At 60.3% G+C, this 22,326-nt stretch carries 18 protein-coding genes; all 18 read right to left on the bottom strand.

Annotated elements, in window-relative coordinates:
• Positions 1–9: 9 nt before the first annotated feature.
• The 18 genes from ABVS15_RS11395 to grdC all read right to left on the bottom strand — a co-directional run bounded on the left by ABVS15_RS11395 (position 10) and on the right by grdC (position 22,118).
• Entirely contained in the window at positions 10–1,449 is a 1,440-nt protein-coding gene (locus ABVS15_RS11395; protein ID WP_369283800.1) for an aminoacyl-histidine dipeptidase, read from the bottom strand.
• Between the two features lie 250 nt (positions 1,450–1,699).
• A complete protein-coding gene (locus tag ABVS15_RS11390) occupies positions 1,700–2,890 on the bottom strand; it encodes a pyridoxal phosphate-dependent aminotransferase (protein ID WP_369283799.1) in 1,191 nt (396 codons plus the stop codon).
• 233 nt (positions 2,891–3,123) lie between these two features.
• Complete coding sequence (locus ABVS15_RS11385; RefSeq protein ID WP_369283798.1) at positions 3,124–5,721, bottom strand: DNA translocase FtsK; 2,598 nt, start codon at positions 5,719–5,721, stop codon at positions 3,124–3,126.
• A gap of 43 nt (positions 5,722–5,764) precedes the next feature.
• Positions 5,765–6,610 (bottom strand): undecaprenyl-diphosphate phosphatase, encoded by an 846-nt coding sequence (locus ABVS15_RS11380; RefSeq protein ID WP_369283797.1) that lies wholly within the window; start codon positions 6,608–6,610, stop codon positions 5,765–5,767.
• A 342-nt stretch (positions 6,611–6,952) separates the two neighbouring features.
• On the bottom strand, positions 6,953–7,627 hold the full coding sequence (rnc, locus tag ABVS15_RS11375; protein WP_369283796.1) for a ribonuclease III: 675 nt from the start codon (positions 7,625–7,627) through the stop codon (positions 6,953–6,955).
• A gap of 57 nt (positions 7,628–7,684) precedes the next feature.
• Positions 7,685–7,933: an acyl carrier protein gene (gene acpP / locus ABVS15_RS11370; protein WP_293009202.1), complete on the bottom strand. Its 249-nt coding sequence runs from the start codon at positions 7,931–7,933 to the stop codon at positions 7,685–7,687.
• Positions 7,934–8,003: 70 nt separating this feature from the next.
• Entirely contained in the window at positions 8,004–9,035 is a 1,032-nt protein-coding gene (gene plsX, locus ABVS15_RS11365; protein WP_369283795.1) for a phosphate acyltransferase PlsX, read from the bottom strand.
• A gap of 41 nt (positions 9,036–9,076) precedes the next feature.
• The gene (gene trmFO, locus ABVS15_RS11360) at positions 9,077–10,384 is read right to left on the bottom strand and encodes a methylenetetrahydrofolate--tRNA-(uracil(54)-C(5))-methyltransferase (FADH(2)-oxidizing) TrmFO (protein WP_369283925.1); all 1,308 of its coding nucleotides are present in this window, start codon (positions 10,382–10,384) and stop codon (positions 9,077–9,079) included.
• 66 nt (positions 10,385–10,450) lie between these two features.
• On the bottom strand, positions 10,451–12,949 hold the full coding sequence (gene topA, locus ABVS15_RS11355) for a type I DNA topoisomerase (protein ID WP_369283794.1): 2,499 nt from the start codon (positions 12,947–12,949) through the stop codon (positions 10,451–10,453).
• A 44-nt stretch (positions 12,950–12,993) separates the two neighbouring features.
• Complete coding sequence (gene dprA, locus ABVS15_RS11350; protein WP_369283793.1) at positions 12,994–14,172, bottom strand: DNA-processing protein DprA; 1,179 nt, start codon at positions 14,170–14,172, stop codon at positions 12,994–12,996.
• A 13-nt stretch (positions 14,173–14,185) separates the two neighbouring features.
• Positions 14,186–14,953, bottom strand: coding sequence for a TrmH family RNA methyltransferase (locus ABVS15_RS11345; RefSeq protein ID WP_369283792.1), 768 nt, complete (start codon positions 14,951–14,953; stop codon positions 14,186–14,188).
• A 245-nt stretch (positions 14,954–15,198) separates the two neighbouring features.
• Positions 15,199–15,921, bottom strand: coding sequence for a hypothetical protein (locus tag ABVS15_RS11340; protein ID WP_369283791.1), 723 nt, complete (start codon positions 15,919–15,921; stop codon positions 15,199–15,201).
• Between the two features lie 128 nt (positions 15,922–16,049).
• Entirely contained in the window at positions 16,050–17,255 is a 1,206-nt protein-coding gene (locus ABVS15_RS11335; RefSeq protein ID WP_369283790.1) for a murein hydrolase activator EnvC, read from the bottom strand.
• A gap of 38 nt (positions 17,256–17,293) precedes the next feature.
• Positions 17,294–18,181, bottom strand: a complete 888-nt coding sequence (gene ftsX / locus ABVS15_RS11330; protein ID WP_369283789.1) for a permease-like cell division protein FtsX — start codon at positions 18,179–18,181, stop codon at positions 17,294–17,296.
• Positions 18,168–18,866, bottom strand: a complete 699-nt coding sequence (gene ftsE, locus ABVS15_RS11325) for a cell division ATP-binding protein FtsE (RefSeq protein ID WP_369283788.1) — start codon at positions 18,864–18,866, stop codon at positions 18,168–18,170. The genes ftsX and ftsE overlap by 14 nt, the downstream gene beginning before the upstream one ends.
• 238 nt (positions 18,867–19,104) lie before the next feature.
• Positions 19,105–19,398, bottom strand: a complete 294-nt coding sequence (locus ABVS15_RS11320; RefSeq protein ID WP_293009222.1) for a hypothetical protein — start codon at positions 19,396–19,398, stop codon at positions 19,105–19,107.
• A gap of 11 nt (positions 19,399–19,409) precedes the next feature.
• Complete coding sequence (grdD, locus tag ABVS15_RS11315; protein ID WP_369283787.1) at positions 19,410–20,564, bottom strand: glycine/sarcosine/betaine reductase complex component C subunit alpha; 1,155 nt, start codon at positions 20,562–20,564, stop codon at positions 19,410–19,412.
• A 12-nt stretch (positions 20,565–20,576) separates the two neighbouring features.
• A complete protein-coding gene (gene grdC / locus ABVS15_RS11310; RefSeq protein ID WP_369283786.1) occupies positions 20,577–22,118 on the bottom strand; it encodes a glycine/sarcosine/betaine reductase complex component C subunit beta in 1,542 nt (513 codons plus the stop codon).
• Between the last annotated feature and the right edge of the window lie 208 nt (positions 22,119–22,326).

Raw genomic sequence — 22,326 nt, 5'->3', positions numbered from 1 at the left:
GGGACGCACTTATTTGGCCCGCCCCAGGACTTCAACGACAAATCCCCAAAGCCGCCCGGTGGAGGAAACACTCATCCGCTCCCTGGGCGTGTGGATGTCTTTCAGGTCCGGGCCGATGGATACGCAGTCCAGCCCCGGCAACTTGCCGCAGAATAGTCCGCACTCCACCCCCGCGTGAATCGCCTCAACCTTGGGGGCTTTGCCGTACAGGTCCCGGAAAACCGCCGTCATCAGCTCCCGCAGGGGTGACTCCGGGCGATACTCCCACGCGTCGTACTCTCCGATAAATTCCGTATTCCCGCCGAGCATCGCCGTCAGGCAAGCCAGCCGGTCCTTCAGCATCTCTTTTTGACTGCCCACACTGCTGCGCACGCAGAAGGACGCCTCCATGGCCTCCTCCCGTGTAGCCAGAATTCCCAGATTCAGCGAGGTTTGCACCAGCCCAGGAATTTCAGCGCTCATGACCTGCACGCCGTTTGGCGCACAAGCGAGAAAGCATAGACACTGGGCGGTGGACTCCGCATCCATCGGCACGTCTTCCAATTGGGCCGGTGCCACCGTCAGGGCGACGGCCTTATCTGTCGCGCGGTATTCGTTTTTCAGCTCTCCTGCAAGCCGCTCCACGGCAGCCCGGGCCGCTTCCCCGTCCGCCGCCAGCACGGTGGCCGTGGTTTCCCGGGGAATAGCGTTGTCCTTCAATCCACCGTTCACCGCCGCAAGGCGCACCTCCGTTGCCCGGCTCATCGCCAGCAGTGCACGGCCCATCAGCAGGCTGGCGTTTCCCCGGCCTTTATCAATCTCCTGCCCGGAATGTCCTCCCGCAAGGCCGCTCACCGTGACGGTAAGGGCCGTCCCCGAAAAGGGGCCCCTGCGGACAGGAATCGTACATTTGGCCATGCAGCCCCCCGCGCAGCCCACGGTGAACACCCCTTCGGCCTCGGAGTCCAGATTTAAAAACCGTCGGCCTTTCAGGGGCGACGCATCCAGCGCCGCCGCACCCAGCATCCCGATTTCCTCGTCCACGGTAAACACCGCCTCCAGGCGGGGGTGCTTCACGTCGTCCGCATCCAGAAGCGCCAGCATGATGGCCACGGCGATGCCGTCGTCACCGCCCAAGGTGGTTCCCTTTGCCGAAATCCAGTCCCCCCCCACCGTCAGGTCCAACCCCTCCCGGGCCATATCCTTGCCGCAGTCGGGGTCCTGCTCACACACCATGTCCAGATGCCCCTGTAAAATCACCGGCTCCGCCTGCGCATAGCCAGCAGTTGCCTCCTTGATGATAATGATGTTGTTATGCGCGTCCTGATGATATACAAGCCCTCTCCGCTTCGCAAAGTCGGCACACCAGTCGCTCACCGCCTTTGTGTTGCCGGAGCCGTGCGGGATGGCGCACAGCTCCTCAAAAAACTGAAAGACTTTTTTAGGCTCCAAATCCTCCAAAACCGCCATGTAACCCTTCCTTTCTGATTGCGCGGACTGATCTGCAAGTCCGCTATCAAGACTGCCTGTTTTGCATTGCACGATTCCTTCGCAGCGGACAAGTTCCTTCGCCCCGCAAAACAGCGGGGCTGGGGTCCTGCATGTCCGCAATGCGTAAAACCGGGAGAGGCAAGCCTCTCCCGGTTTTTAACGATTCCGGTCATTTCCGGCACGTGCCTGGACGCTAATTTATGTACAGCAATATACGCCTACACGCGCTTTATCGGGCGTTATATGCCCGAATGCCCAGCGCCAGCAGCTCCATGGCCCGCTCCAGATCAGCCTGTTTCAGCACGTAGGCAAGCCGCACCTCATCCCGACCCTTGCCGGGAGTGGCATAGAATCCCTCGCCGGGGGCAAACATCACGGTGTCGCCCTTGTCCTCAAACTCCTCCAGCAGCCACTGCTGGAAGGTGTCTGTATTGTCCACAGGGAGCTTTGCCATGATGTAAAACGCGCCCTTGGGGCATTCGCACACCACGCCGGGGATTTTTGCAAGCCCCTCCATGCAGGTGTCGCGGCGCTTTTTATACTCGTCCCGCACAGAGGCGAAATAGTCCGGCCCGACGGTGTACAGCGCGGCAGCGCCTATCTGGTCCAGCGTGGCGGAGCACAGGCGGCTCTGACAGTATTTCATGGCGTGTGACATCAGCTCTTTATTGCGGGAAATGAGGACACCCACACGGGCGCCGCAGGCGGAAAACCGCTTGGACACGGAATCGATGACAATGACGTTCTCCGCCGCGTCCTCAAACTCCAGCATGGTGGCAAGACCCTCGCCGCCGTAGACAAACTCGCGGTACACCTCGTCCCCGATGACAAACAGATTGTGCTCCTTGGCAATGTCCACAATCAACCGCATCTCGTCGTGGCTCAACACCACGCCAGTAGGGTTGCCGGGATTTGTCACCATGATGGCACGGGTATGCTCGTTGATCTCCGCCTCGATTCTGCTCCGATCGGCGTAGCGGTAGCCCTCCTCCGGGGTGGTGGGGATGGGATGAATCACCCCGCCGGTGACCCGGGTGAAGGTATTGTAGTTGGGATAGAAGGGCTCCGGAATCAGGATCTCGTCCCCGTCGTCCAGAATGCACTCCAACACCATTTCCAGCGCCTCGCTGCCGCCGGTTGCGGCCAGAAGATCGCCGGAGGCCAGCTTGATGCCCAGCTTTGCATAATAGCCGCGGACAGCCTCCAAAAACGAGGGAATGCCGGGAGAGGGGGCATACTCCAGAACGGGCTGAGTAAAGCCCTTTACCGCGTCAAAAAAGGCGGTGGGAGTTTCAATGTCCGGCTGACCGATATTCAGGTGATAGATTTTGTGTCCCTTGGCTTCCGCCGCCACTGCGAAGGGGTGGAATTTCCGAATGGGGGACAATCCGCACTTTTCGATTTTGCTCGAAAATTTCATGACGGGATACCTCCTTTTCATTTTCCAATTACCGCTGCGAGTTTCCTGATTCTCTCATTCTATGCGTCTTTTTCCGGGATGTCAACAGCTACCTGTCCTTTCCGAGCCTCCAAATCATTAAACATTTTGCACAGCGTCGCACTCTAATCGCAGATTCTATTTGTGCAATATTTAACAATTTGGCAATTTCCTGCGCAGCGGAGAAGTTTCCCGTCCTCCGCCCATTTGTGCCGTCAGCCCTCGTCCTCGGGGCCCTCGTCGAAGGGCGGCTCATCAGCCGTCGGCAGGGCGGCTGCGCCGCCCATCTGCTGCTCCTGCCACGTCTGCCTGCTGATCAAAAGCTGCCGGGGCTTGGACCCCTCGAAGGGGCCCACGATTCCTCGCTGCTCCATTTGGTCCACCAGACGGGCCGCCCGGGAATAGCCCAGCTTCAGCCGTCGCTGGAGCATGGATACGGAAGCTTGTCCCGTCTCCAGCACCACATCCACGGCGGCGGGCAGCAGTTCGTCGCCCTCGTCCTCGGCGGTGTCAGGCGCGGATGCGCCCTTACTGCCCGTGAATTTTTCCTTCTCCTGCACGTTCTCTTCGATTTTCTGCATGACCTCGTCGGAGTAATGGGCCTCACCGCTCTGCTTGGCAAATTCCACCACCCGCTCAATTTCCTCCGGGCTGATGAAGCAGCCCTGCACTCGGGTGGGTTTGCCGGAGCCAAGGGGCGCATACAACATATCGCCCCGGCCCACCAGCTTTTCTGCGCCCTGCGTATCCAGAATAATGCGGGATTCCAGAGCCGACGCCACCGCAAAGGCAATGCGGCTGGGGATGTTGGCCTTCATAATGCCTGTAATCACATCGGCGGAGGGGCGCTGGGTGGCGATGACCAGATGCATTCCGGCGGCACGGCCCATCTGGGCCACGCGGCAGATGGATTCCTCCACCTCCTTGGCCGCCACCAGCATCAAGTCTGCCAGCTCGTCGATGACCACCACCACAGAGGGCAGGGCAGTCAGTTCCTCGCTGGCGCGGGCCAGCGTGTTATAGCCCTTCAAATCCTTTACGTTGTGCTCTGAGAAAAGCTTATACCGCTTCATCATCTCATACACGGCCCACTGGAGCGCGCCCGCGGCCTTTTTCGGGTCCGTCACCACGGGAATCAGCAGATGGGGAATGCCGTTGTAGGGGGCCAGCTCCACCATCTTGGGGTCCACCATGATAAAGCGCACCTCGTCAGGGCTGGACTTGTACATCAGGCTGACAATGAGAGAGTTGGTACATACGGATTTACCGGAGCCGGTGGTTCCGGCGATGAGCACATGGGGCAGCCTTGCAATATCTCCCACGATGCAGTGTCCGCCGATGTCCTTGCCCACGGAGAAGGCCACGGAGGACTTGTGATTCGCAAAGGCGTCTGACTCCACCACATCCCGGATCAGGACGGAGGAGACATGGCGATTGGGTACCTCGATGCCAACCACGGAAATTTTATTGGGAATGGGGGCGATGCGCACACCGGAGGCGCCCAGCGCCAGCGCGATGTCATCCGCCAGATTGGTGATTTTGGAAAGCTTGACCCCCTGATCCAACACAAATTCGTACCGGGTGACGGTGGGGCCGTGAACCACCTCGCCCGGTGCGGCCTCCACGCCGAAGCTCTTCAGCGTCTCGCCAAGTCGGCGGGCGTTGTTCCGCAGCTCGGCTCCCGCCTCCGTAAAGTCGCCGCCTTGGTTTTCATCCAGCAGGGTGATGGACGGGAATTGGTAGGCCCCCTCCCCGGAGGAAAGTGCGTCCTCAATCTGGGCCGTGACCTCTGCGGTGGCAACAGCCACCTCCTTGGCGGCAGAGCCGGGTTTTTCAGCCGCAGGGGCAGGCGTGGTGGACACAGCCGGCGCGGGGGGCGCAACCGGCGTGGACACAGGGGTGAAAACCGCAGCCACAGCGGGCGCGGCTGCCGGTTCCGGCACGGCAATCGGCTCCGGGATCGCCACGGGGATTGGTGACGGGATCTGCACCGGCTGGGCCTGCGGCTTGGCGGTCTTTGCCGCCTCCTCCGTCAAAAGCTGGTCGGGCGTAAGCTGCTGCTCGGATTTCTGGCGGAAAAAGCCATGGAGCAGACCGGGCTTTTTCTCCGGTGCAATGCGCTGCTCGCCGTCCAGCGGAATGTCGATGGAGCGGCGCGCTCCGCCCCTTTCTCCCTGCCCTTCGGCGGGAATGGCGGGGACAGGCCGGGGCGCAGGCTCCGGCTCCGGCTCATACCGGAGGCGGCTACGGCGCTTTTCCATCAGGCTTTTGGGTGTGATGCGCAAAGCGGTCATCAGCACGACAAGGAAGCACACCGCAAACATCACAATCGAGGCGGCTCTTGAAAAGGCCGTCACCGCCCCCACGGCAAGAAAGCCCGAAACTGCGCCGCCGGATTTAAGCGCTCCGCCGGAGCTCCAAAGCAGCTTCAAAAGGCCCTTCACTATCTCATAGCCGTCCTGCAACAGGACCATATGAGCCAGAGCGCCGAACAGGAGCGGCAGGAACAGGGCGCAGGTGGTCCGCAGGGTCACGGGCCGCCCGTGGTGAATGAGCAGGATAAGGCCCGCCAGCACCAGCGCCGGGGCGCAGAGCCAATAGCCATAGCCAAACAGCCCCTTCAGCAGCATGGCAAACCAGTCGATAAAAACGGCGTCGGCGCCAAAATAGCTCACCGCCGCGCACAGCGACAGCAACAGGCAGACCGCGCCCCCCACCTCCCGGCGGATGGGCTGCTTTTCTGTCCGGGCCGGTTTTTTCCGGCCTCCCGAGGATTTTTTCGTCCCGCTTCTTTTTGTCGTGGTAGTGGCCACACTGGTACCTCCCCTTGCTCAGTCTTTTGTAAACGTGTTGAAATCAGGCAGTGGCGTTGTTGACAAACACAAAAATCAGCGTCAAAAGGCCAGCCGCCCAGCAATAATACGCGAACCATCCGAATTTGCCCTTATCCGCAATCATTTTCAGCAGGCGGATGCAGGCGTATCCCACCAGAGCCGCAACCAAAACACCCGCCAGATATACCGGCACCTCGGCCCAGACAACGCCGGTCTTCACCGCGTCCCGCAACGTCAGGATATTGGCCCCCAGAACGGCGGGAATGGACATCAGGAAGGAATACCGCACGGCAAACTTCCGCTCAAAGCCCAGACAGCACCCTGCGGAAATGGTGGTTCCGGAGCGGGAAAGTCCCGGGCAGGTAGCCACAGCCTGTGCAATGCCCACCAGCAGCACATCCAGCATGGTGGCACTGCGCTCCGCCTTGCGCCCCCGGCGCACCCTGTCGCTGGCAAACAGCAGACAGCCCGTGACAAGCAGGGCCCCCGCCACAACGTAGATATTGTCCGACAGGCCCTCAATCCAATCCTTCAGGGGAAGCACCGCAAACAGTGGAAGGGTTCCCACGATAATCAGGAAAATCATCCGCCGGGCGGGGGGCAGTGGCGTGGGCGTGGTACGGTGGACCAAATCCCCCACTCCGAGGAACAGCTCCCTCACCATGGCCTTGATCTCTTCCCAATAGGCCGCGAACACAGCGGCCAGCGTGCCTAAATGCAGCAGCACGTCAAAAAAGTCCGGTGGGGTTCCGATGCCCGCCTCTCCCAGCAAATATTCCGCGATGGCCAGATGGCCGGAGCTGGATATGGGCAGAAATTCCGACACGCCCTGAATCAGCCCCAGGACGACAGATGTCAGCAGTGACAAAAGCTCACTCTCCTTCTATGTATGGAAACGTTTCTTTCTGATTCCCGCGCTGCCCGCGGGAGGGCGGCTCTCAGGCGCGCCGCTTTTCAACGCCGCCGGAAACCCTATTTGGAATTATAAGTATACCACGCTGGTCCGAAAAATTCCAGTCATATTTGCGCCCTGTCTGGACAGACGCATCCGGGAAATCCGGGGATAATTTCTTCGGCGCTTCTCTGCCTCCCCTTCCAACCCCCTCTGTAAACGCTTTCAAGCCCATGCCGGGCGCCTCGGGCAAGCCGGGGCGGCGGGTTGCCCCGCCGCCCCGTATGCTCTTTGCGCAGTTTTCAAAAGTCTGACTTCTTAAAGCTTCTCTAAAGCGGCCCGGGCGGCGGACTGTTCCGCCTCCTTCTTGCTGTGGCCGCCGCCCTCGCCCGCCACAGCGCCGTTGAGCAGCACCTCTGCCACAAAGGTCTTATCGTGGTCCGGGCCGCGCTCGGCCACCATCCGGTAGACAAGGGTCTGGTCCGGCTTGCGCTGAATCAGCTCCTGAAGCTCCGTCTTAAAGTCGCGCCGCCGCTCCTCCACGGCCTCCTCCCGCTCGGCGTCCAGGAGGCACCTGTGAATCAGCGCGGAGGCCGCCTGAATCCCACCGTCCAGATACACGGCGGCAAACACCGCCTCGGTGGCGTCCGCCAAGATAGAGGTCCGCTCCCGGCCCCCTCCGGCTTCCTCTCCCTTTCCCAGCCGCAGATAACGGCCCAGCCCCAGCTTCCCCGCCACCTCGTACAGGCTCTGCTCGCACACAAGGGCCGCCCGGATGCGGGTCAGGTCCCCCTCCGGCAGGTCAGGATGCTGCAAAAACAGAAACTCCGCCGTCACAAAGCCCAGCACCGAGTCGCCCAGAAACTCCAGCCGCTCGTTGCTGTTCATCTTCCGGCCCCGGTGCTCGTTGGCGTAGGAGCTGTGGGTCAGCGCCTCCTCCAGCAGCGGCGGGGCCCGAAAGGTGTAATTCAGTTTTTTTTCCAATTCCTTCATATAAGCGCACCCACTCTCTCCCAAAAGGAAACCCCGCTCCGGGCGGGGTTTCCTCTTTTATCTGTTCAGTTTTGCGGCGATATAGCGGACAGCATCCCCCACGGTTTTCAGCTCGCTCAGATCGTCCTCCTGAATTTCGCCCACGTCAAACGCCTCTTCCATGGCCATCACCAGCTCCACCAGGTCCACGGAATCCGCGCCCAGATCCTCCTCAAAGGAAGTCTCCATGCTTACCTCGTCGGCCTCTTTGGCAAATTGCTCGGCCACCAGATCACGCATTGTCTGAAATACCTCTTCATTCGACATACCAGTCACTCCTCAGGTCACAATTGTTGGAGTAATCATACGGCAGCGCCGCATATCTGTCAATAGGGTATCAGATTTTTTCCGCCATATCCATCTGCATCTGCGCGACATTGGCCTCAACATCGGCGATAAACCCGCTTGCGGCAAATTCCGCCGCGCGGCGCACCGCGTTTTGAATTGCCCGCGCGTCGGACCCGCCGTGGGCCTTGATCACCGGCTTGGTAATGCCGAGGAACGGCGTTCCGCCCACCTCGCCGGGGTCCATCATCCGCTTGAATTCCGCCATCTTATCCTTCATCAAAAGCGCGGCCAGCTTTGTCTTCGTCCCGGACAAAAACAGACCTTTCAGCTCCTTGGACATGAGCTTCGCCGTCCCCTCCAGGGATTTGAGCATCACGTTTCCGGTGAAGCCGTCCGCCACAATCACATCCGCCCCGCCCAGCATGGCGTCGGACGCTTCAATATTCCCGATGAAGTGCAGAAGGCCCCCACGGCCCGCCTCCTCCAGCACGGTATAGGTTTCATGGCGCAGAGAATCGCCCTTTTCGCTCTCGGCGCCAATGTTCAGAAGCCCCACCCGGGGGCGCTCCATGCCCATGACCTTTTGGGCATACAGGCTGCCGAGGAATGCAAATTGAAGCAGATACTCCGGGGTGCACTCCGCGTTGGCCCCCGCGTCGCACAGCACGGCCTTTCCCCCCAGCACGGGGATTTGCGGGCAAAGTGCCGCCCGGCGCACGCCCCGGATGCGCTTCACCACAAGCGTCGCCCCGGCCAGCAGCGCCCCAGTGGACCCGGCGGAGACAAACCCGTCTCCCAGGCCCTCCTTCAGCATGTTCAGGCCCACGGTGAGGGACGAGTCCTTTTTCTTTTTAAATGCCGTGGCGGGGTCGTCGGCGATTTCCACCACCTCCGACGCGTCCTTGATCTGCACGCCGGCGGGCAGGTTCTTCTCGCCGCAGCCTTCCACGGCCCCCAGCACCTGCGCCGCCCGGCCCACCAGCACGATTTCCGTGCCGTAAGCCTTGTGGGCCGCCAGCGCACCCTTCACAATTTCAACCGGGGCATTGTCCCCGCCCATTGCATCCACGATGATTTTCATGCAGCCATCCCTTTCGCCGCGCCCGCGGGCGCAAAATCTCTCTAACGAAGCGCCTCTTCCCGCAGGTCGTCTATGATATGCAGCGACCGGAGGGAAATCTCTGTGTTTTTATCTCGTTTCCCCTTGACCCGGTGATCCAAGGGCGGCATAATCCCGAAGTTGACGTTCATTGGCTGGAACCGGACCACTGACTGGTCGCAGACATACAGCCCCAGCGCACCAATGGCGGTTTCCCGGGGAAAGTCCAACGGCGGCAGTCCCCGCAAGCGGCGCGTCAGCTCCACCGCCGCCAGATACCCGCTGGCACAGGACTCCACATAGCCCTCCACGCCGGTCATCTGTCCGGCAAATGTAACGCGGGGTTCCTTTTTCAGCCGGTAATAGCGGTCCAGCAGCCGGGGCGAGTCCAAGAATGTATTGCGGTGCATCACGCCATAGCGCAAAAACTCCGCGCGATGCAAGGCGGGAATCATGGAAAACACCCGCTTCTGCTCCGGAAATTTCAAATGGGTCTGGAAGCCCACCAGATTATAGACGCTGCCGTCGGCATTGTCACGGCGCAGCTGCACCACCGCGTAGGGCCAACGCCCGGTGCGAGGATCGTCCAGTCCCCGGGGTTTCAGCGGCCCGTAGAGCAGCGTGTCGTGCCCCCGGCGGGCCATAACTTCCACGGGCATGCACCCCTCAAATACTTTTTGGTCCTCAAATCCGTGGACTGGCGCCTCCTCGGCGGCGGTAAGAGCCTGCCAGAACGCGTCGTACTCCTCCTTATTCATGGGGCAGTTAACATAGTCCGCAGAGCCCTTCCCATACCGGGACCCCAGCCACGCATGGTCCATATCCACACTGTCCGCTGCAATCAGCGGCGCGGCGGCGTCGTAAAAATGCAGAGCGGTGTCCGTGCCCAGAAGCACTTGCAGGCGCTCTGCCAGCGCGTCCGATGTCAGGGGACCGGAGGCAACCAGCACCTCACCCTCAGGCAGCTCCGTTACCTCGCCGGGAATCACGGTGATATTGGGGCAGGCTTTAATCCGCTCTGTCACCAGCGCGGAAAAGCCCTGACGGTCCACCGCCAGCGCCCCGCCTGCCTCCACCCGGGTTTCGTCGGCGCAGGCAATCACCAGCGACCCCAGTCGACGCAGCTCTTCCTTCAAAAGGCCGGCGGCGTTTTCCAACTGGTCACTGCGCAGAGAATTGGAGCAGCACAGCTCCGCGAAATCGTCCGTCACATGGGCGGGATTTTTCTTTTGCGGCTTCATCTCCAAAAGCGTCACATGGGCGCCCCGGCGGGCCAGCTGCCAGGCGGCTTCGCTTCCGGCAAGGCCCGCTCCGATGACCGATACGTTCATACGTGTGTCCTTTCGCATGCCCGGCCCCCGCGTGGGGCGCTTCGCGCCGATAAGGCGCGGGGCAAATCAGATTTCTTCGTCCGAGACGGCTTTTTTCCCGGCGGGTTTTTTCGCCGTTGCCTTTGCAGCCGGTTTCTTTGCTGCCGCTTTCTTGGTAGCGGGTTTTTTCACCGCCGCTTTTTTCATAGCCGTCTCCTCCGCCTCAGCGGCCTGATCAACAGACTTTTTGACGGTTTTCACCGGGGCCTTCTTTTTGGCCGCGGCAGTCCCGTCCACCGTCTTTTTGGCGGTTGTTTTCTTCGCTGCCGTCTTCCTTGCCGCGGGCTTTTTGGCAGCTGCCTTTGCAGCCGGTTTCTTCGCGGCAGGTTTCTTTTCCGCACCCCCGGCTTCCCCGGCTTGCTCGCCGCCCTCATCGGCGGTTTTCTTGGGATAGCCCCTCTGGTCCTCGGGCAGAAAATTGGAGCAGGCAGGATTGACGCAGTAGGGCCGCTTATAGCCCCGTCCGGACCGCTTGAACATGGTCTGGCCGCACACGGGACAGTCATCCTTCACCGGCACGTCCCAGGTCATAAAGTCGCACTTGGCGGCCTCGTCCTTGGCGCTGCGGTGCTCACAGCAATAGTAATTATACTGCTTGCCCGACTTTTTGCTCACGCCGCTGCGCTTCATAATCCGCCCGCCGCACTTGGGGCAGCGGCCCGGCATCACCACCACCAGCGGCATGGTAAAGCTGCAATCGGGATAGCCCGGGCAGGCCAAAAAGCGCCCGAACCGCCCGGACTTTACCACCAGATTCCGCCCGCACTCCGGGCAGATTTCTTCGCTCACCTCATCGGGCACCTTGATACGGGTTCCCTCCAGAGCCGTCTCCGCGTCTTGCAGGCTCTTTGCAAAGTCCCCGTAAAATTCCCGCAAAACGCCCTTCCACGGGGTCTTCCCTTCTTCCACGGAGTCCAGCTTCCGCTCCATGTGGGCGGTAAACTGCAAATCCGCGATGTCGGAAAAGCGCTGCTTCATCAAATCCGTCACCACCCGGCCAAGGTTGGTGATTTTGAGGTATTTGCCCTCTTTCACCACATATTCCCGGTCGAGAATGGTGGAAACAGTGGGCGCATAGGTGGAGGGGCGGCCAATGCCCTGCTCTTCCATGGCGCGAATCAGCGTTGCGTCGGTATAGTGGGCGGGGGGCTGGGTGAAGTGCTGGTCCCTGCGGAACTCCTTCAGGCCCAATGCCTCTCCCTCCCGCAGGGCAGGCAGGGGAGATTCCTTTTCTTCCTTCTCCTCGTCCTTACCCTCTTCGTAAACGGCGGTATAGCCCGCAAATTTCAGGCCCGAGGCGGTGGCACGGAAAATGTGCTCCCCGGCGGCGATGTCCACAGACACGCTGTCGTACACGGCGTTTTCCATCTGGCTTGCCAAAAAGCGGCTCCAAATCAGCTTGTACAGCCGATACTGCTCCCCGGTGAGGTCGCCCTTTACCTGCTCCGGCGTCAGCTCCACGCTACTGGGACGGATGGCTTCATGGGCGTCCTGTGCGTTGGCCTTGGCCTTATAGTGGCGAACCTGCGCGGGGTAGTATTCTTTTCCGTACCGACTGAGAATGAAGCTCTTGGCGGCTGCCTGCGCTTCCTCGCTGATACGCAGAGAGTCGGTTCTCATATACGTGATGAGGCCCACTGCGCCCTCGCCCGCGATGTCCACGCCCTCGTAGAGTTGCTGGGCAATGGCCATGGTGCGCCGGGGCGTCATGCTCAGTTTCCGGGACGCATCCTGTTGGAGGGTGGAGGTGGTAAACGGCGGAGAGGGGCTGCGCTGCTTATCCGTCCGCTTCACGGACTTGACCGCGAAGGCCTGGTTCTTCGTCTCCTCCACCACGGACTCTACTTCATCCGCGGATTTCAGTTCCACTTTTTTGCCGTCTCTGCCGTGATAATGGGCGGTAAATTCGGTCTTCTTCCCGTCGTCGGTGCGTAAAAATGCGTCCAGTGTCCAGTATTCCTCGGGCTGAAAAGCCTCGATTTCCCGTTCACGGTCGTCCACCATCCGGGTTGCCACGGACTGGACCCGCCCGGCGGAAAGACCCCGGCGGATTTTCTTCCATAAAAGGGGGCTGAGCTGATAGCCCACGATGCGGTCCAGAATACGCCGGGCCTGCTGAGCGTCCACCAGATTCTGGTCGATGTCCCGGGGCCGCTGAATGGACTCCTGCACCACCTTTTTGGTAATCTCGTTAAAGGTCACCCGGCGGGTCTTTTCATCCGGCAGGTTCAAAAGCTGCTTTAAGTGCCAGGAAATCGCTTCGCCCTCCCGGTCGGGGTCGGTTGCGAGATACACGGTGTCGGCGGACTTGGCGGACTTTTTAAGGTCCCCGATGATGTCCTCCTTGCCCTTGATGGGCTGATACACCGGGTCAAAATCCCGCTCCACGTCCACGCCCAGCGTGCTCTTGGGCAGGTCCCGCAGATGACCCATAGAGGCCTTCACACGGAAATCCTTTCCCAGATATTTTTCAATGGTCTTGGCCTTCGCGGGAGATTCCACGATGACCAGGCTCTGCTTTGCCATAGCTACCTCCAAAACTTTGCGGGGGTTGAGTGATAATCAAAAATTTACGGGGTCAGCGTCACGGCGCGGACATACCGCTTGCCGTCCCGCTGGGTTACAAATTGGTCGATTTCCAGCATGGTCAGGGCTGAGAGCACCCGCCGCACGGGCAGCACTGTCAGCTCCGCCAAATCGTCCACCGCCATGGGCTCCTCCGTCAGCGTCTGCAAAATCATCATCTGATCGTCGGTCAGCCCCGCGTCTTTGACGGAAAGGACGGGCAATGCGGGCGTCGCAGCCTCCACAGGTTGTCCCGGCTGCTTTTCAGGGCTGGGCGGTACAACGCGGGCCTGCCCGCGCAGTTTACCCGGAAACAGCGCCTCATACTCCCGAAGAATATCCCACGGCTCCGCCGCCACCATGGCTCCATCCCGAATCAGGCGGTTGCAGCCTTTGCTGTTTTCCGCGTAAATGGGACCGGGGACGGCAAACACGTCCCGCCCCTGATCCAGCGCCATCCCTGCGGTAATCAGCGCACCGCTGCGAAGCGGGGCCTCCACCACCAGCGCTGCTACGCTCAGGCCGGAGATCATGCGATTGCGGACGGGAAAATGACCGGGCAGCGTCTCCGAACCCGGCGGATACTCGGAAATAAGGCAACCGGCGGCGGCCACATCGTCATATAGCCAGCCGTTTTCCCTTGGGTAAATCACGTCGATTCCGCCGCCCAGCACGCCGATCACCGCGCCGCCCGCCCGGAGAGCGCCCTGCGCGGCCACGGAGTCGATGCCCCGGGCCAGGCCCGTCACCACCACCGCTCCGGCCTCCGCAAGACCGAAGGACAAATCCTCCGCGCAGCGGATACCGTAAGGTGAAGCCTTCCGCGTCCCCACCACGGCGACGGCAGGCAGCTCGTCCACTGCGGGAAGCCTGCCCCGAATGTACAAAAGACAGGGCGGGTCGTAAATACTGCGCAGACGGACGGGATAGGCCGCGTCATGAAGCGTCAGCAAATGCAGGCCCAGCCGCTCACAGTCCGCCAGAATCCGGTCTGCATCAGACAAATCCTTCCGCCCCAAAGTCTCAGCCTCACGGAGGGTAATGCCCTCGGTGAGCAGCAGCTCATCCCGGTCGGCATAATAAATATCCTCCGGCGTGGGAAAGCGCTCCAGCAGCGAGAGCTTCGTCTGGCTGCCAACACCCTCCAGCCGGGAGAGCCAGACCCAGTATTTCAGCATGGACATGTTCGTCCCTCCTCTATCCCCGGCTCCGGGCCATCTCCCACAGCAGCGCGGCGGCGGCCGCCGCCGCGTTCAGGGATTCACAGCGCTCATTCATGGGGATTTTCACCGTGGCGGTGCAAAGAGCAAGCAGTTCCTGAGAAAGGCCCCGGCCCTCGCTGCCGATGGCGGCAGCGGCGGGGGCGTAGTCCAACTCGCGGATATCCCGCGTGTCCGATTGCAGCGCCGCGCCATACAGCGGAATGCCGCTTTTTTTCAGCAAGGAGGCAACCTCCGCCGCACCACAGGTCCACACAGGACAGCGGAACGCCGCGCCCATTCCGGCGCGCAGGGTTTTGGGATGATAGAGGTCGGCGCAGCCGTTCACCAGAAACAGCCCGTCCGCCCAAAATGCATCCGCCGTGCGGAGAATGGTGCCCACGTTGCCGGGGTCCTGCACTCCGTCCAGCACCACGTATCGGCTGCCGGAAAGCGTTTCAGGCAAGGCCGTCTCCCGCATCCGACAAATGGCCAGAACGCCCTGCGGCGTTTTGCTGGGGGCGACGGCTTCCATCACGTCCTCCGTCACCTCCACCGTCCTGACAGAGGGCGGCAAACCTTCCAAGGCCCGCCCCGGCGTGGTCACCACGGTGTCCACCGTCTCGCCCGCCCAGCGGAGGGCCTCCTCTACAAGCTTTGGACTGTCGCAGAGGAAGAGGCCTGTCTCTCGGCGAAAGCCTCCGTCCGCCGCCAGCTTTTTCAGCTTCAGGCAAAGGGGATTTTTTCTGCTTGAAATTTGCTCCACGGCCCCGCTCCCCTTCCTCAAATTTCAAAACGGGAAGCCGATACATTAAATAGGTAGGCCCCGGATTTTGATGTGAAAGTGAGTATATCATACGCCGTCAAACAATTCAAGTCAACGATTTTGCGCCAAAACGGGGTTTTTTGCCGCTCTAACGCCCTTGAAAAGCCCGGAAAAATCCCGTCTGCACCAAAGTAAAACGGGCCTCGCCCGGTTGGCGCGCGCTCCTGCTCCAACCGGGCGGACGGTCAGCTTACCCGCACCTCAATCTGCTCCGCGCGCAGCGCGCCGGCAGAGCATAACGCGGCAAACAACTGGTCCCTGCGGCAGTCATGCGGCGTCCGTTCCTCCTGAACGGGGACGTTCAAAGCTACGTGAGCGGGAATGGGCGCACCGTCGTACAGCGGAAGTGTCACGGCGCAGTGCAGCTCCGGTCTGGGGGCAAACAGCAGCAGCGCTTCCGCCGCTTCCACCTGTGCAGTGGCGGGCCGCAGCAGCAGTGACACGCCAAATTCCCGCCGAAGCTGACGGGCCAGTTCTTCCCCTCCGTCGGGAATGTCCAGCAGCACATAGCGATACCGCAGGCACAGCTCCGTCACCGCCCGCACCAGCTCTCCCGTAAGATGATCGGCACACACCGCCACTCTGGTTGCCCCGGAAATCCCCCGGTTTGCAAGCTCCGCGCGAAGCCATTCTCCCGCGATGCTGCGGTACAGGCGCATCACCTCCACGGGAAACACGCCATATTTCGCAAAAATCGCCTCATAGGGAAACGCCTCCGGAAATACCGCACGGGTAACGCCCACTTTTTGAAGCTTTTTCGCGGCCCCCGCCGCCCTGCGGCGCAAAACAGCGGCCGGAGTATTTTTCCGGCGGAGCAGCCGCACCTCCAGAAACCGCATTCGTAAAATCGCAGATTCGCCCGCCCGGCGGGGCGCTTTTTCCTCCGTCCATGCCACAAATCCAATCATGTCAACCTCCCTGCCCTCCCGTGGGAATCTCGGAGCGGCCCTTTTGTGCCGGAGCAAATCGCTTCGGCAAGCGCAAAAGCCCTCCCGTCCCATTTCTATGGGACAGGAGGGCTTCTTATGCTGAGAAATCAACGGGAGAGCGAATAACCGGTGAGATAATTCAGGGGATTGATGCGCACGCCATTTTCCGAAATCTCGAAGTGGAGATGGGGCCCGGTGGAGTTGCCGGTGGACCCGGTGACGCCGATGGAATCCCCCTGATTCACATAGGACCCGGCGGTGGTTCCAAGGCTGCTCATATGGGCATACAGGGTGGTATTGCCTCCGCCGTGGGAAATGACCACGTAATTGCCGTAGGAGCTGGAGCGCTGGGCCACAATTACGGTGCCCGCCTTGGCGGCGTGGATGGTGGTGGTATAGCCCACCCGTCCGATGTCAATTCCCTTGTGGTTTGTGGAACCGATTCCCCCGGGAGACGAGCGTCCGCCGAAGGTGGAGGTGATATATCGGCTGTCCACCGGCCAGATATACCCTCCAAGGGCTGCGTTGGAGGGCGTTCCGCCGTTGGCGGCGGCCTGCTCCGCCGCAAGCTTGCGGCTCAGCTCCTGAATTTCCTTCTGGATGGCCTCCTGCTCCTCGGCAAGGCCGTCGATCTCAGCCTCCGTCTCGTTCTGGTCGCTGGCAAGCTGGCGAATCAGATCATTGGCCTCTGAGCGCTGGGCCTCCAGCTCGGATTTCTTGGCCACAAGCTCTTTCTTTGCAGCCTCTGCATCCGCCTTGGACGCGGTAAGCTGGGCCTCCTTCTGGGCAATCTCATCCTGAAGGGCCTTGAGCTGGTCAATCACCGCCTGATCCGCGTACATAATCTCATTCACCGCGTTCAGCCGGTCTAAAAGGTCGGTAAGATTGTCGGCCTTGAAGAGAACGGACCAATAGCTGACGGTTCCTCCCTCCTCCATGGCCCGCACCCGGCGGCAAAACAGCTCGTACTGGGCCGCTTCCCGCTCCTGCGCATCGGCCAGCTCCGCCTGCGTCTGGGTAATGAGGTCGGCATAGGTGGAAATCTGCGTCTCCACGTTACTGATTTCCTTTACCTGCACGGCGATTTGCTGATCCAGCAGCTCCTTCTTCTTCATGACCTGCGCCTTGTCGCTGGACAGGGCCGAAAGCTTTTCTTTCAGCTCCTTTTTCTGCTTGTTCAAATCGGTGGCGCTGCTTTTCAGCGCATCGATATCCGCCTGCTTCACGGCGGCCGCAGGCTGGGGCAGCATCACCGCAGTGCAGATTACCAAAAAAGCCATCAATCCCGCCGTAAGGCGCTTCATCCGTCTCATAAATGTTCCACCCTCCCGCATGTTTCGTAAGACACGGTTTACACCTGCAAAAACCGCCGGATGGCGGACAGGCTTCCCCCGACGCCCACAAGGATTCCGGCCACCAAAAACGTCGCCGCCACAGGGAGCCACAGCTCCCCAAAGCTCATCACATTGATGAGCTGGAGCGTATCGCTGCTTTCAACTCCCCGGGCCACCGCCTCATACAGCGTCCATTGCAGCAGGAACGCCGCCACCGCGCCGGTGACGCCCAACATAAAGCCCTCATACACAAATGGCCAGCGGATAAAGCCGTTGGTGGCGCCCACCATGCGCATGATGGCGATTTCCTCCCGCCGGTCAAAGGTGGTGAGCTTGATGGTGTTGGACATGATGAACACGGACACCACCAGCAAAATGACAATCAGCGTCACGCACACCACCGTGGCGATGTTCCGCACGGTAATCAACCCGTTGGAAAACTCCTCGTAGGCGGTGACCTCCGCGATACCCTCCACCTTCTCCACGGCGGCCTTTGTTTCCCCTGTCAGCCGGATGTCCACGGTTTTCACGGCGAAGCGGTCCCGGAAAATCTCCGGGTCCAAGTCCTGAAATGCCGATTCGTCGGTGTATTTCTCCTGAAAGTTCTTGGTGGCTTCTTCCTTCGTGATAAAGGTGGCGGAGGCCACGTTTGGCTGGGCCTCAATCTTGCTCTGGAGCATTCGGGCCTGCTGGGTGGTGTAGCTCTCGTCCACATACGCGAGGATTTCGTTGTCCCGCTCCATATCGCGAAGCTGCTGGTTGGCGTTCACCGCCACCAGAGAAAACGTGCCCATAATCAGAAGGCAGGCCACGGTGACGCCCACAGCCGCAAAGGACATAAATCCATGGCTGAACATATTGGAAACGCCCTCGTGGAAAAAATAGCGGAAATTATGCCTTCCCATGGATATGTCCTCCCACATAGCGCCCTACGGAATCGTTGATGATACGGCCGCCGTCGATGGTGATAACACGCTTTTCAAAGCGGTCCACCAGATCCTTTTCGTGGGTGACCACCACCACGGTGGTTCCCAGCGTGTTAATTTTTACCAACAATCGCATCAACTCCAGCGACCGGTCCGGGTCCAGATTGCCGGTGGGCTCGTCTGCAATAATTGTGGTGGGATTGTTCACCAGCGCCCGGGCAATGGCAACCCTCTGCTGCTCGCCGCCGGAAAGCTCCGTCGGGAAATGGGAGGCCTTTTCATCCAGCCCCACCAGCTTCAATACATAGGGAATCCGCTTGCGCAGCTCCTTCTCCCCCATACCCACAGCCCGCATAACAAACGCCAGATTGTCATACACCGTTTTCTTCTCAATCAGGCGGAAATCCTGAAAAATCACGCCCACCGTCCGCCGCATCAGGGGCAATTGCCTGTCGGTGATGTTGCTGACGGAAAAGCCGTTGATCATCACCCGGCCCCGAGTGGGCTCCACCTCGCCGGTAAGCAGCTTGATAATCGTGGATTTACCTGCGCCGGAAGGGCCGACCAAAAAGATGAACTCGCCGTCCTCAATGGTGAGTGTAATACCCCGGATGGCCTGCGTGCCGTTGTCATACTCCATTTCCACGTCCTTTAGACGGATCATATACGCACCTCGCTCCGATCCGGCAGGACCGCCGGAATTTCCAATTTTCTGGGATGGTAGACATAAATCTACAATCGCTTGTATTATATATGCTTTTTCCCCATCATGCAAGGGAAAATATAAAATGTATCCCGAAAATTCCAAGGTCCGCAGTATTTTTCACGCCGCGCCTTTTTCCGGACCTGCCGCCCCGCAAAAAAAGAGGACGGCACGCAGCCGTCCTCCCTAATGTACGGCTTTAGTTCAGCCGTACTTCCTTTGCCGATTCGGGCTGAAAACAGCCCTTCATGTCGTATTTGTTATACCCAGAATAGTCGGACAAGGCCCGGCCCTCCAGAGAATAGCTGCGGATGAACCGCTTGCCGTCCACCGAGGTCCAGTTTTCCGCATCCCATGTGAGATAGCCGTCCTCGTCGGTCTGCTTTTCGGCAAACAGCAAATCCACCTGCCGGTTGTGGTTGGCCACAAGGTCCACCAAATCGTCCCAGCTTAACTCCTTCTCGCACTTTTCAATCAGGTCATTGACTTTCATTTTCTTCCCCCTCAGCCTACATAGCCGGCCTTTCTCAGAAGTTCCATGGACCGCTCGCTGTTGGCCTCGCTCATCATTACCAGCGGGCCGGTGCAGCCCATGCCGCTCTCGGCGTAAATCCCCGCCTTCCACAGCTCGCGCACCGCGTCCTCCAAGTCCATCACCTCGATGCCCGCGATGCTGGCGGTGACCGGCTCGGAGGGCGGGGCTTTTATCTCCTCCGTTTCGGCGGCAGGCTTGAGGCAGGCGGTTTTCCGGGCCTCCAAAAGCTTGTTCAGCCCAGCCTTTTCCGCTTTGGCAAATTCCTCCCGCGCCACGTCAAATACCTTGCCCCGCACAAGCTGGGCGGCAAATTCCAGCGCGTTTGCAATCAGCGGCGCACCGGAAGCACGGGAAATAATTAAAATCAGCTTTTCATAGCCCTTGCCAATACCGGGGCCATACCCGTACCCGCTGGATTCAAAGCTTCCGCCGGTGGTGTAGGCCGAGAGCATTTTAATGAGGACGTTTCCGGTCAGCGGGTCCGTCACCAGCACGTCCGGCGTGCCCTGAAGCACGTCGTTCCCCCGTAGCACCGCGCCCCCGTCGGACCGGGCGGACTCCGCGAACCGGAAGGAATACCCGTCCGCCTGAAGCTGGCGGAGGGCCGTCTCCGTCTGGCGCGCACCGTCCACGTTCAGGATGCCAACGGTGGGATCAGCAATGCCGCTGGCCTTGGCGGCAATGATGCCATAGACCGCGTTTTTAATCATGCCCTCCACCCGGTCGGCGCTGGAGGTGCCGGTGGTGGTGGCAACAAACATTTCACGGCCCTTGGCGGGCGTTACGACCCTGCCCACGGTGGACACACCGATGGGGAACGGGAAGTGCATGGTCACAGCCCCGTCCACCGCGCCGCTGTCCACCAGCTGCTCCATTTTTTTGTGGCCCTCGTCCTCGTCTGATACCTTCACGGTGGTAACGCCGGGAGCCTCCAGCGTGCCGATATAGTACACATCCACGCCCCGCTTTACCGCCATTTGGGCGGCGGCCATGGCGTTTTCCTCACCGTGCTCACTGCCCATTCCCGTCAGGGCAATTTTGGGACGAACCCCGTAAGAGCCGCTTTCCAGCCCCTCGGCCATCTCCAAAAAGGTTTTGGCGATGATTTTTTGAAGATTACTCATGCCGCACCCCGCTCAATCTGCCTGCGCCAGCAATGTGGCCGCAAATTCCTTCATCGCCTTGGCGATCATCTCCCGTACCTGCTCCTCGCCTACGCCGGTCTGTGCGTCCTGCGTTCCGGCGTTTTTCTGGACGACAAAAGACACACCGTCGAACAAATTGGTCATGCGCCCAAGGAACAGCGAGCCCTTGCCCACAATCATGACCCGGCTGATGTCCCCCGCCAGCAGCTCTTCCCGGGCAAAGCCCAGATAGGGCACACCGGAGGGAATGTGTCCCTGCGTGGGCGCCCAGCCAGTCAGTCCATGCTTCACCGTGAAGTTTGCCAGCTCCGCCTTTTCCAGCTCTCCCCGCTTCACTGCCAGCGCGGCGATCATCTTATAGTTGGAAAGGGGCACGTCGCCCGCTCCGGCAGGCTTTGTGATGTCGGGGTTTTGCATCTCAGGGGAGTATTTATCGATATCAGTAATTTTCAGCCCCGCCCGGTCCAACGGGTCAGTGACAAGGCTGGAAATCACCGCCTGGGGTGCGGAGCCGGTGCCCACGCTGTGGCGGCCCAGCAAGTCCAGATTGATTTCGGGATTCACGCCGTCGTTCTCCGTGACCACCACGGCAAAACCCGCCACCATATCCTCCAGAATGGGCAGACCCTTTTTCACGTGGTCCTTACCGTTCATGCCAAGCTTCGCCGTGCAGCCCCCGGCGGTAACCACCACAGTTTTATATGCCCCGGCCTGCACCAGAGCAGCGGCCTCGATCATCGCGTGGGCGGGGGCGGCGCAGAAGCTGCGCAGGTCGGAGCCGGTGGCTCCGGAAAGGCCCGCAATTTCCGCGGCAGCCTTGGCAAAGTTGCCGCCGCCCCGCTGGTTCATGTCGCCGCAGGCTTCCTCCGCGCAGTCGATGACGTAATCCACCTGAGACTTTTCAATCCCCGCGTTTTTCACGGCGGTGAGCAGCGCCAAAACGGAGGACGCCTTGGACACCAAGTTTTCCATCATCACATGGGCGGAGAGGTTTCCGTCAATGTCGTGGGCGCGGTTTACGCAGCCAACCAATTTGTCGTGGTGATACAACCCCTCGGAATGCTCCTGCTCCACCAGACGGGCAATCTCCGCGCCGTCGATTCCGTCACGAACGCGGGCCAGAATCGTCTCATCCATCAGGGGATTTGCGGCAAGGTCCGCCTTATGAGCGGCCACAAAGTCCCGGTCCAGCTTCACAAGGTCGAACACGTCGCAGCTTTGCAGCAGCAGGAAAAACTCCTCCTGCGGCATCATCTGTCCGAATTTGCCGAAGCGCCCGTTTACGTCGCAGGTCTTGTCATACCACGGCTGCTCCACGGCGGCAAGCTCCGCAGGGGTTTTGTTTCCGATGTAGACCTGATTGGGCCAGTAGGACAGGGCCTGCTCAAAGCTGCGCAGGTGGGCGGGCAGCGCCTTTAAATACTCGCTCTCCGGGTTGACGATGCGCTCCGTGGTCTGGGTGGTGCCGCTGCGCAGCACCATGTCCGGCGTGTGGGCCAGAATGTAGCCCGCGCCCTTGATGACACTTTTCATGGCAAAATACCGTCCTCTCTGCACTTTCAAATCAATTTTTGCGTGTTCCCGGCGCTGTGGCTTTTGGGGAAATCTCTTCATTAGGGGAAATCTTACATTAAATATAACGACGCACGTTTTATAAGGTATGACGCAGCATTTGCAGACAGCCGCTGCGGAGAGACGCAAGGGCATGGCGCGTTCGCGCCTCTCCCCGGCGGCCGCCGGG

Source organism: Oscillibacter sp. GMB15532, from assembly GCF_041020825.1.
In the GTDB taxonomy this organism is placed as follows: domain Bacteria; phylum Bacillota; class Clostridia; order Oscillospirales; family Oscillospiraceae; genus Oscillibacter.
This window is presented reverse-complemented; position numbering and strand designations above follow the sequence as displayed.

Coding starts and splice junctions, on each gene's coding strand:
- ABVS15_RS11395 (WP_369283800.1), bottom strand. CDS start 1,449: ATGGCGGTTTTGGAGGATTTGGAGCCTAAAAAAGTCTTTCAGTTTTTT.
- ABVS15_RS11390 (WP_369283799.1), bottom strand. CDS start 2,890: ATGAAATTTTCGAGCAAAATCGAAAAGTGCGGATTGTCCCCCATTCGG.
- rnc (WP_369283796.1), bottom strand. CDS start 7,627: ATGAAGGAATTGGAAAAAAAACTGAATTACACCTTTCGGGCCCCGCCG.
- acpP (WP_293009202.1), bottom strand. CDS start 7,933: ATGTCGAATGAAGAGGTATTTCAGACAATGCGTGATCTGGTGGCCGAG.
- plsX (WP_369283795.1), bottom strand. CDS start 9,035: ATGAAAATCATCGTGGATGCAATGGGCGGGGACAATGCCCCGGTTGAA.
- trmFO (WP_369283925.1), bottom strand. CDS start 10,384: ATGAACGTATCGGTCATCGGAGCGGGCCTTGCCGGAAGCGAAGCCGCC.
- topA (WP_369283794.1), bottom strand. CDS start 12,949: ATGGCAAAGCAGAGCCTGGTCATCGTGGAATCTCCCGCGAAGGCCAAG.
- dprA (WP_369283793.1), bottom strand. CDS start 14,172: ATGTCCATGCTGAAATACTGGGTCTGGCTCTCCCGGCTGGAGGGTGTT.
- ABVS15_RS11340 (WP_369283791.1), bottom strand. CDS start 15,921: ATGATTGGATTTGTGGCATGGACGGAGGAAAAAGCGCCCCGCCGGGCG.
- ABVS15_RS11335 (WP_369283790.1), bottom strand. CDS start 17,255: ATGAGACGGATGAAGCGCCTTACGGCGGGATTGATGGCTTTTTTGGTA.
- ftsX (WP_369283789.1), bottom strand. CDS start 18,181: ATGGGAAGGCATAATTTCCGCTATTTTTTCCACGAGGGCGTTTCCAAT.
- ftsE (WP_369283788.1), bottom strand. CDS start 18,866: ATGATCCGTCTAAAGGACGTGGAAATGGAGTATGACAACGGCACGCAG.
- ABVS15_RS11320 (WP_293009222.1), bottom strand. CDS start 19,398: ATGAAAGTCAATGACCTGATTGAAAAGTGCGAGAAGGAGTTAAGCTGG.
- grdD (WP_369283787.1), bottom strand. CDS start 20,564: ATGAGTAATCTTCAAAAAATCATCGCCAAAACCTTTTTGGAGATGGCC.
- grdC (WP_369283786.1), bottom strand. CDS start 22,118: ATGAAAAGTGTCATCAAGGGCGCGGGCTACATTCTGGCCCACACGCCG.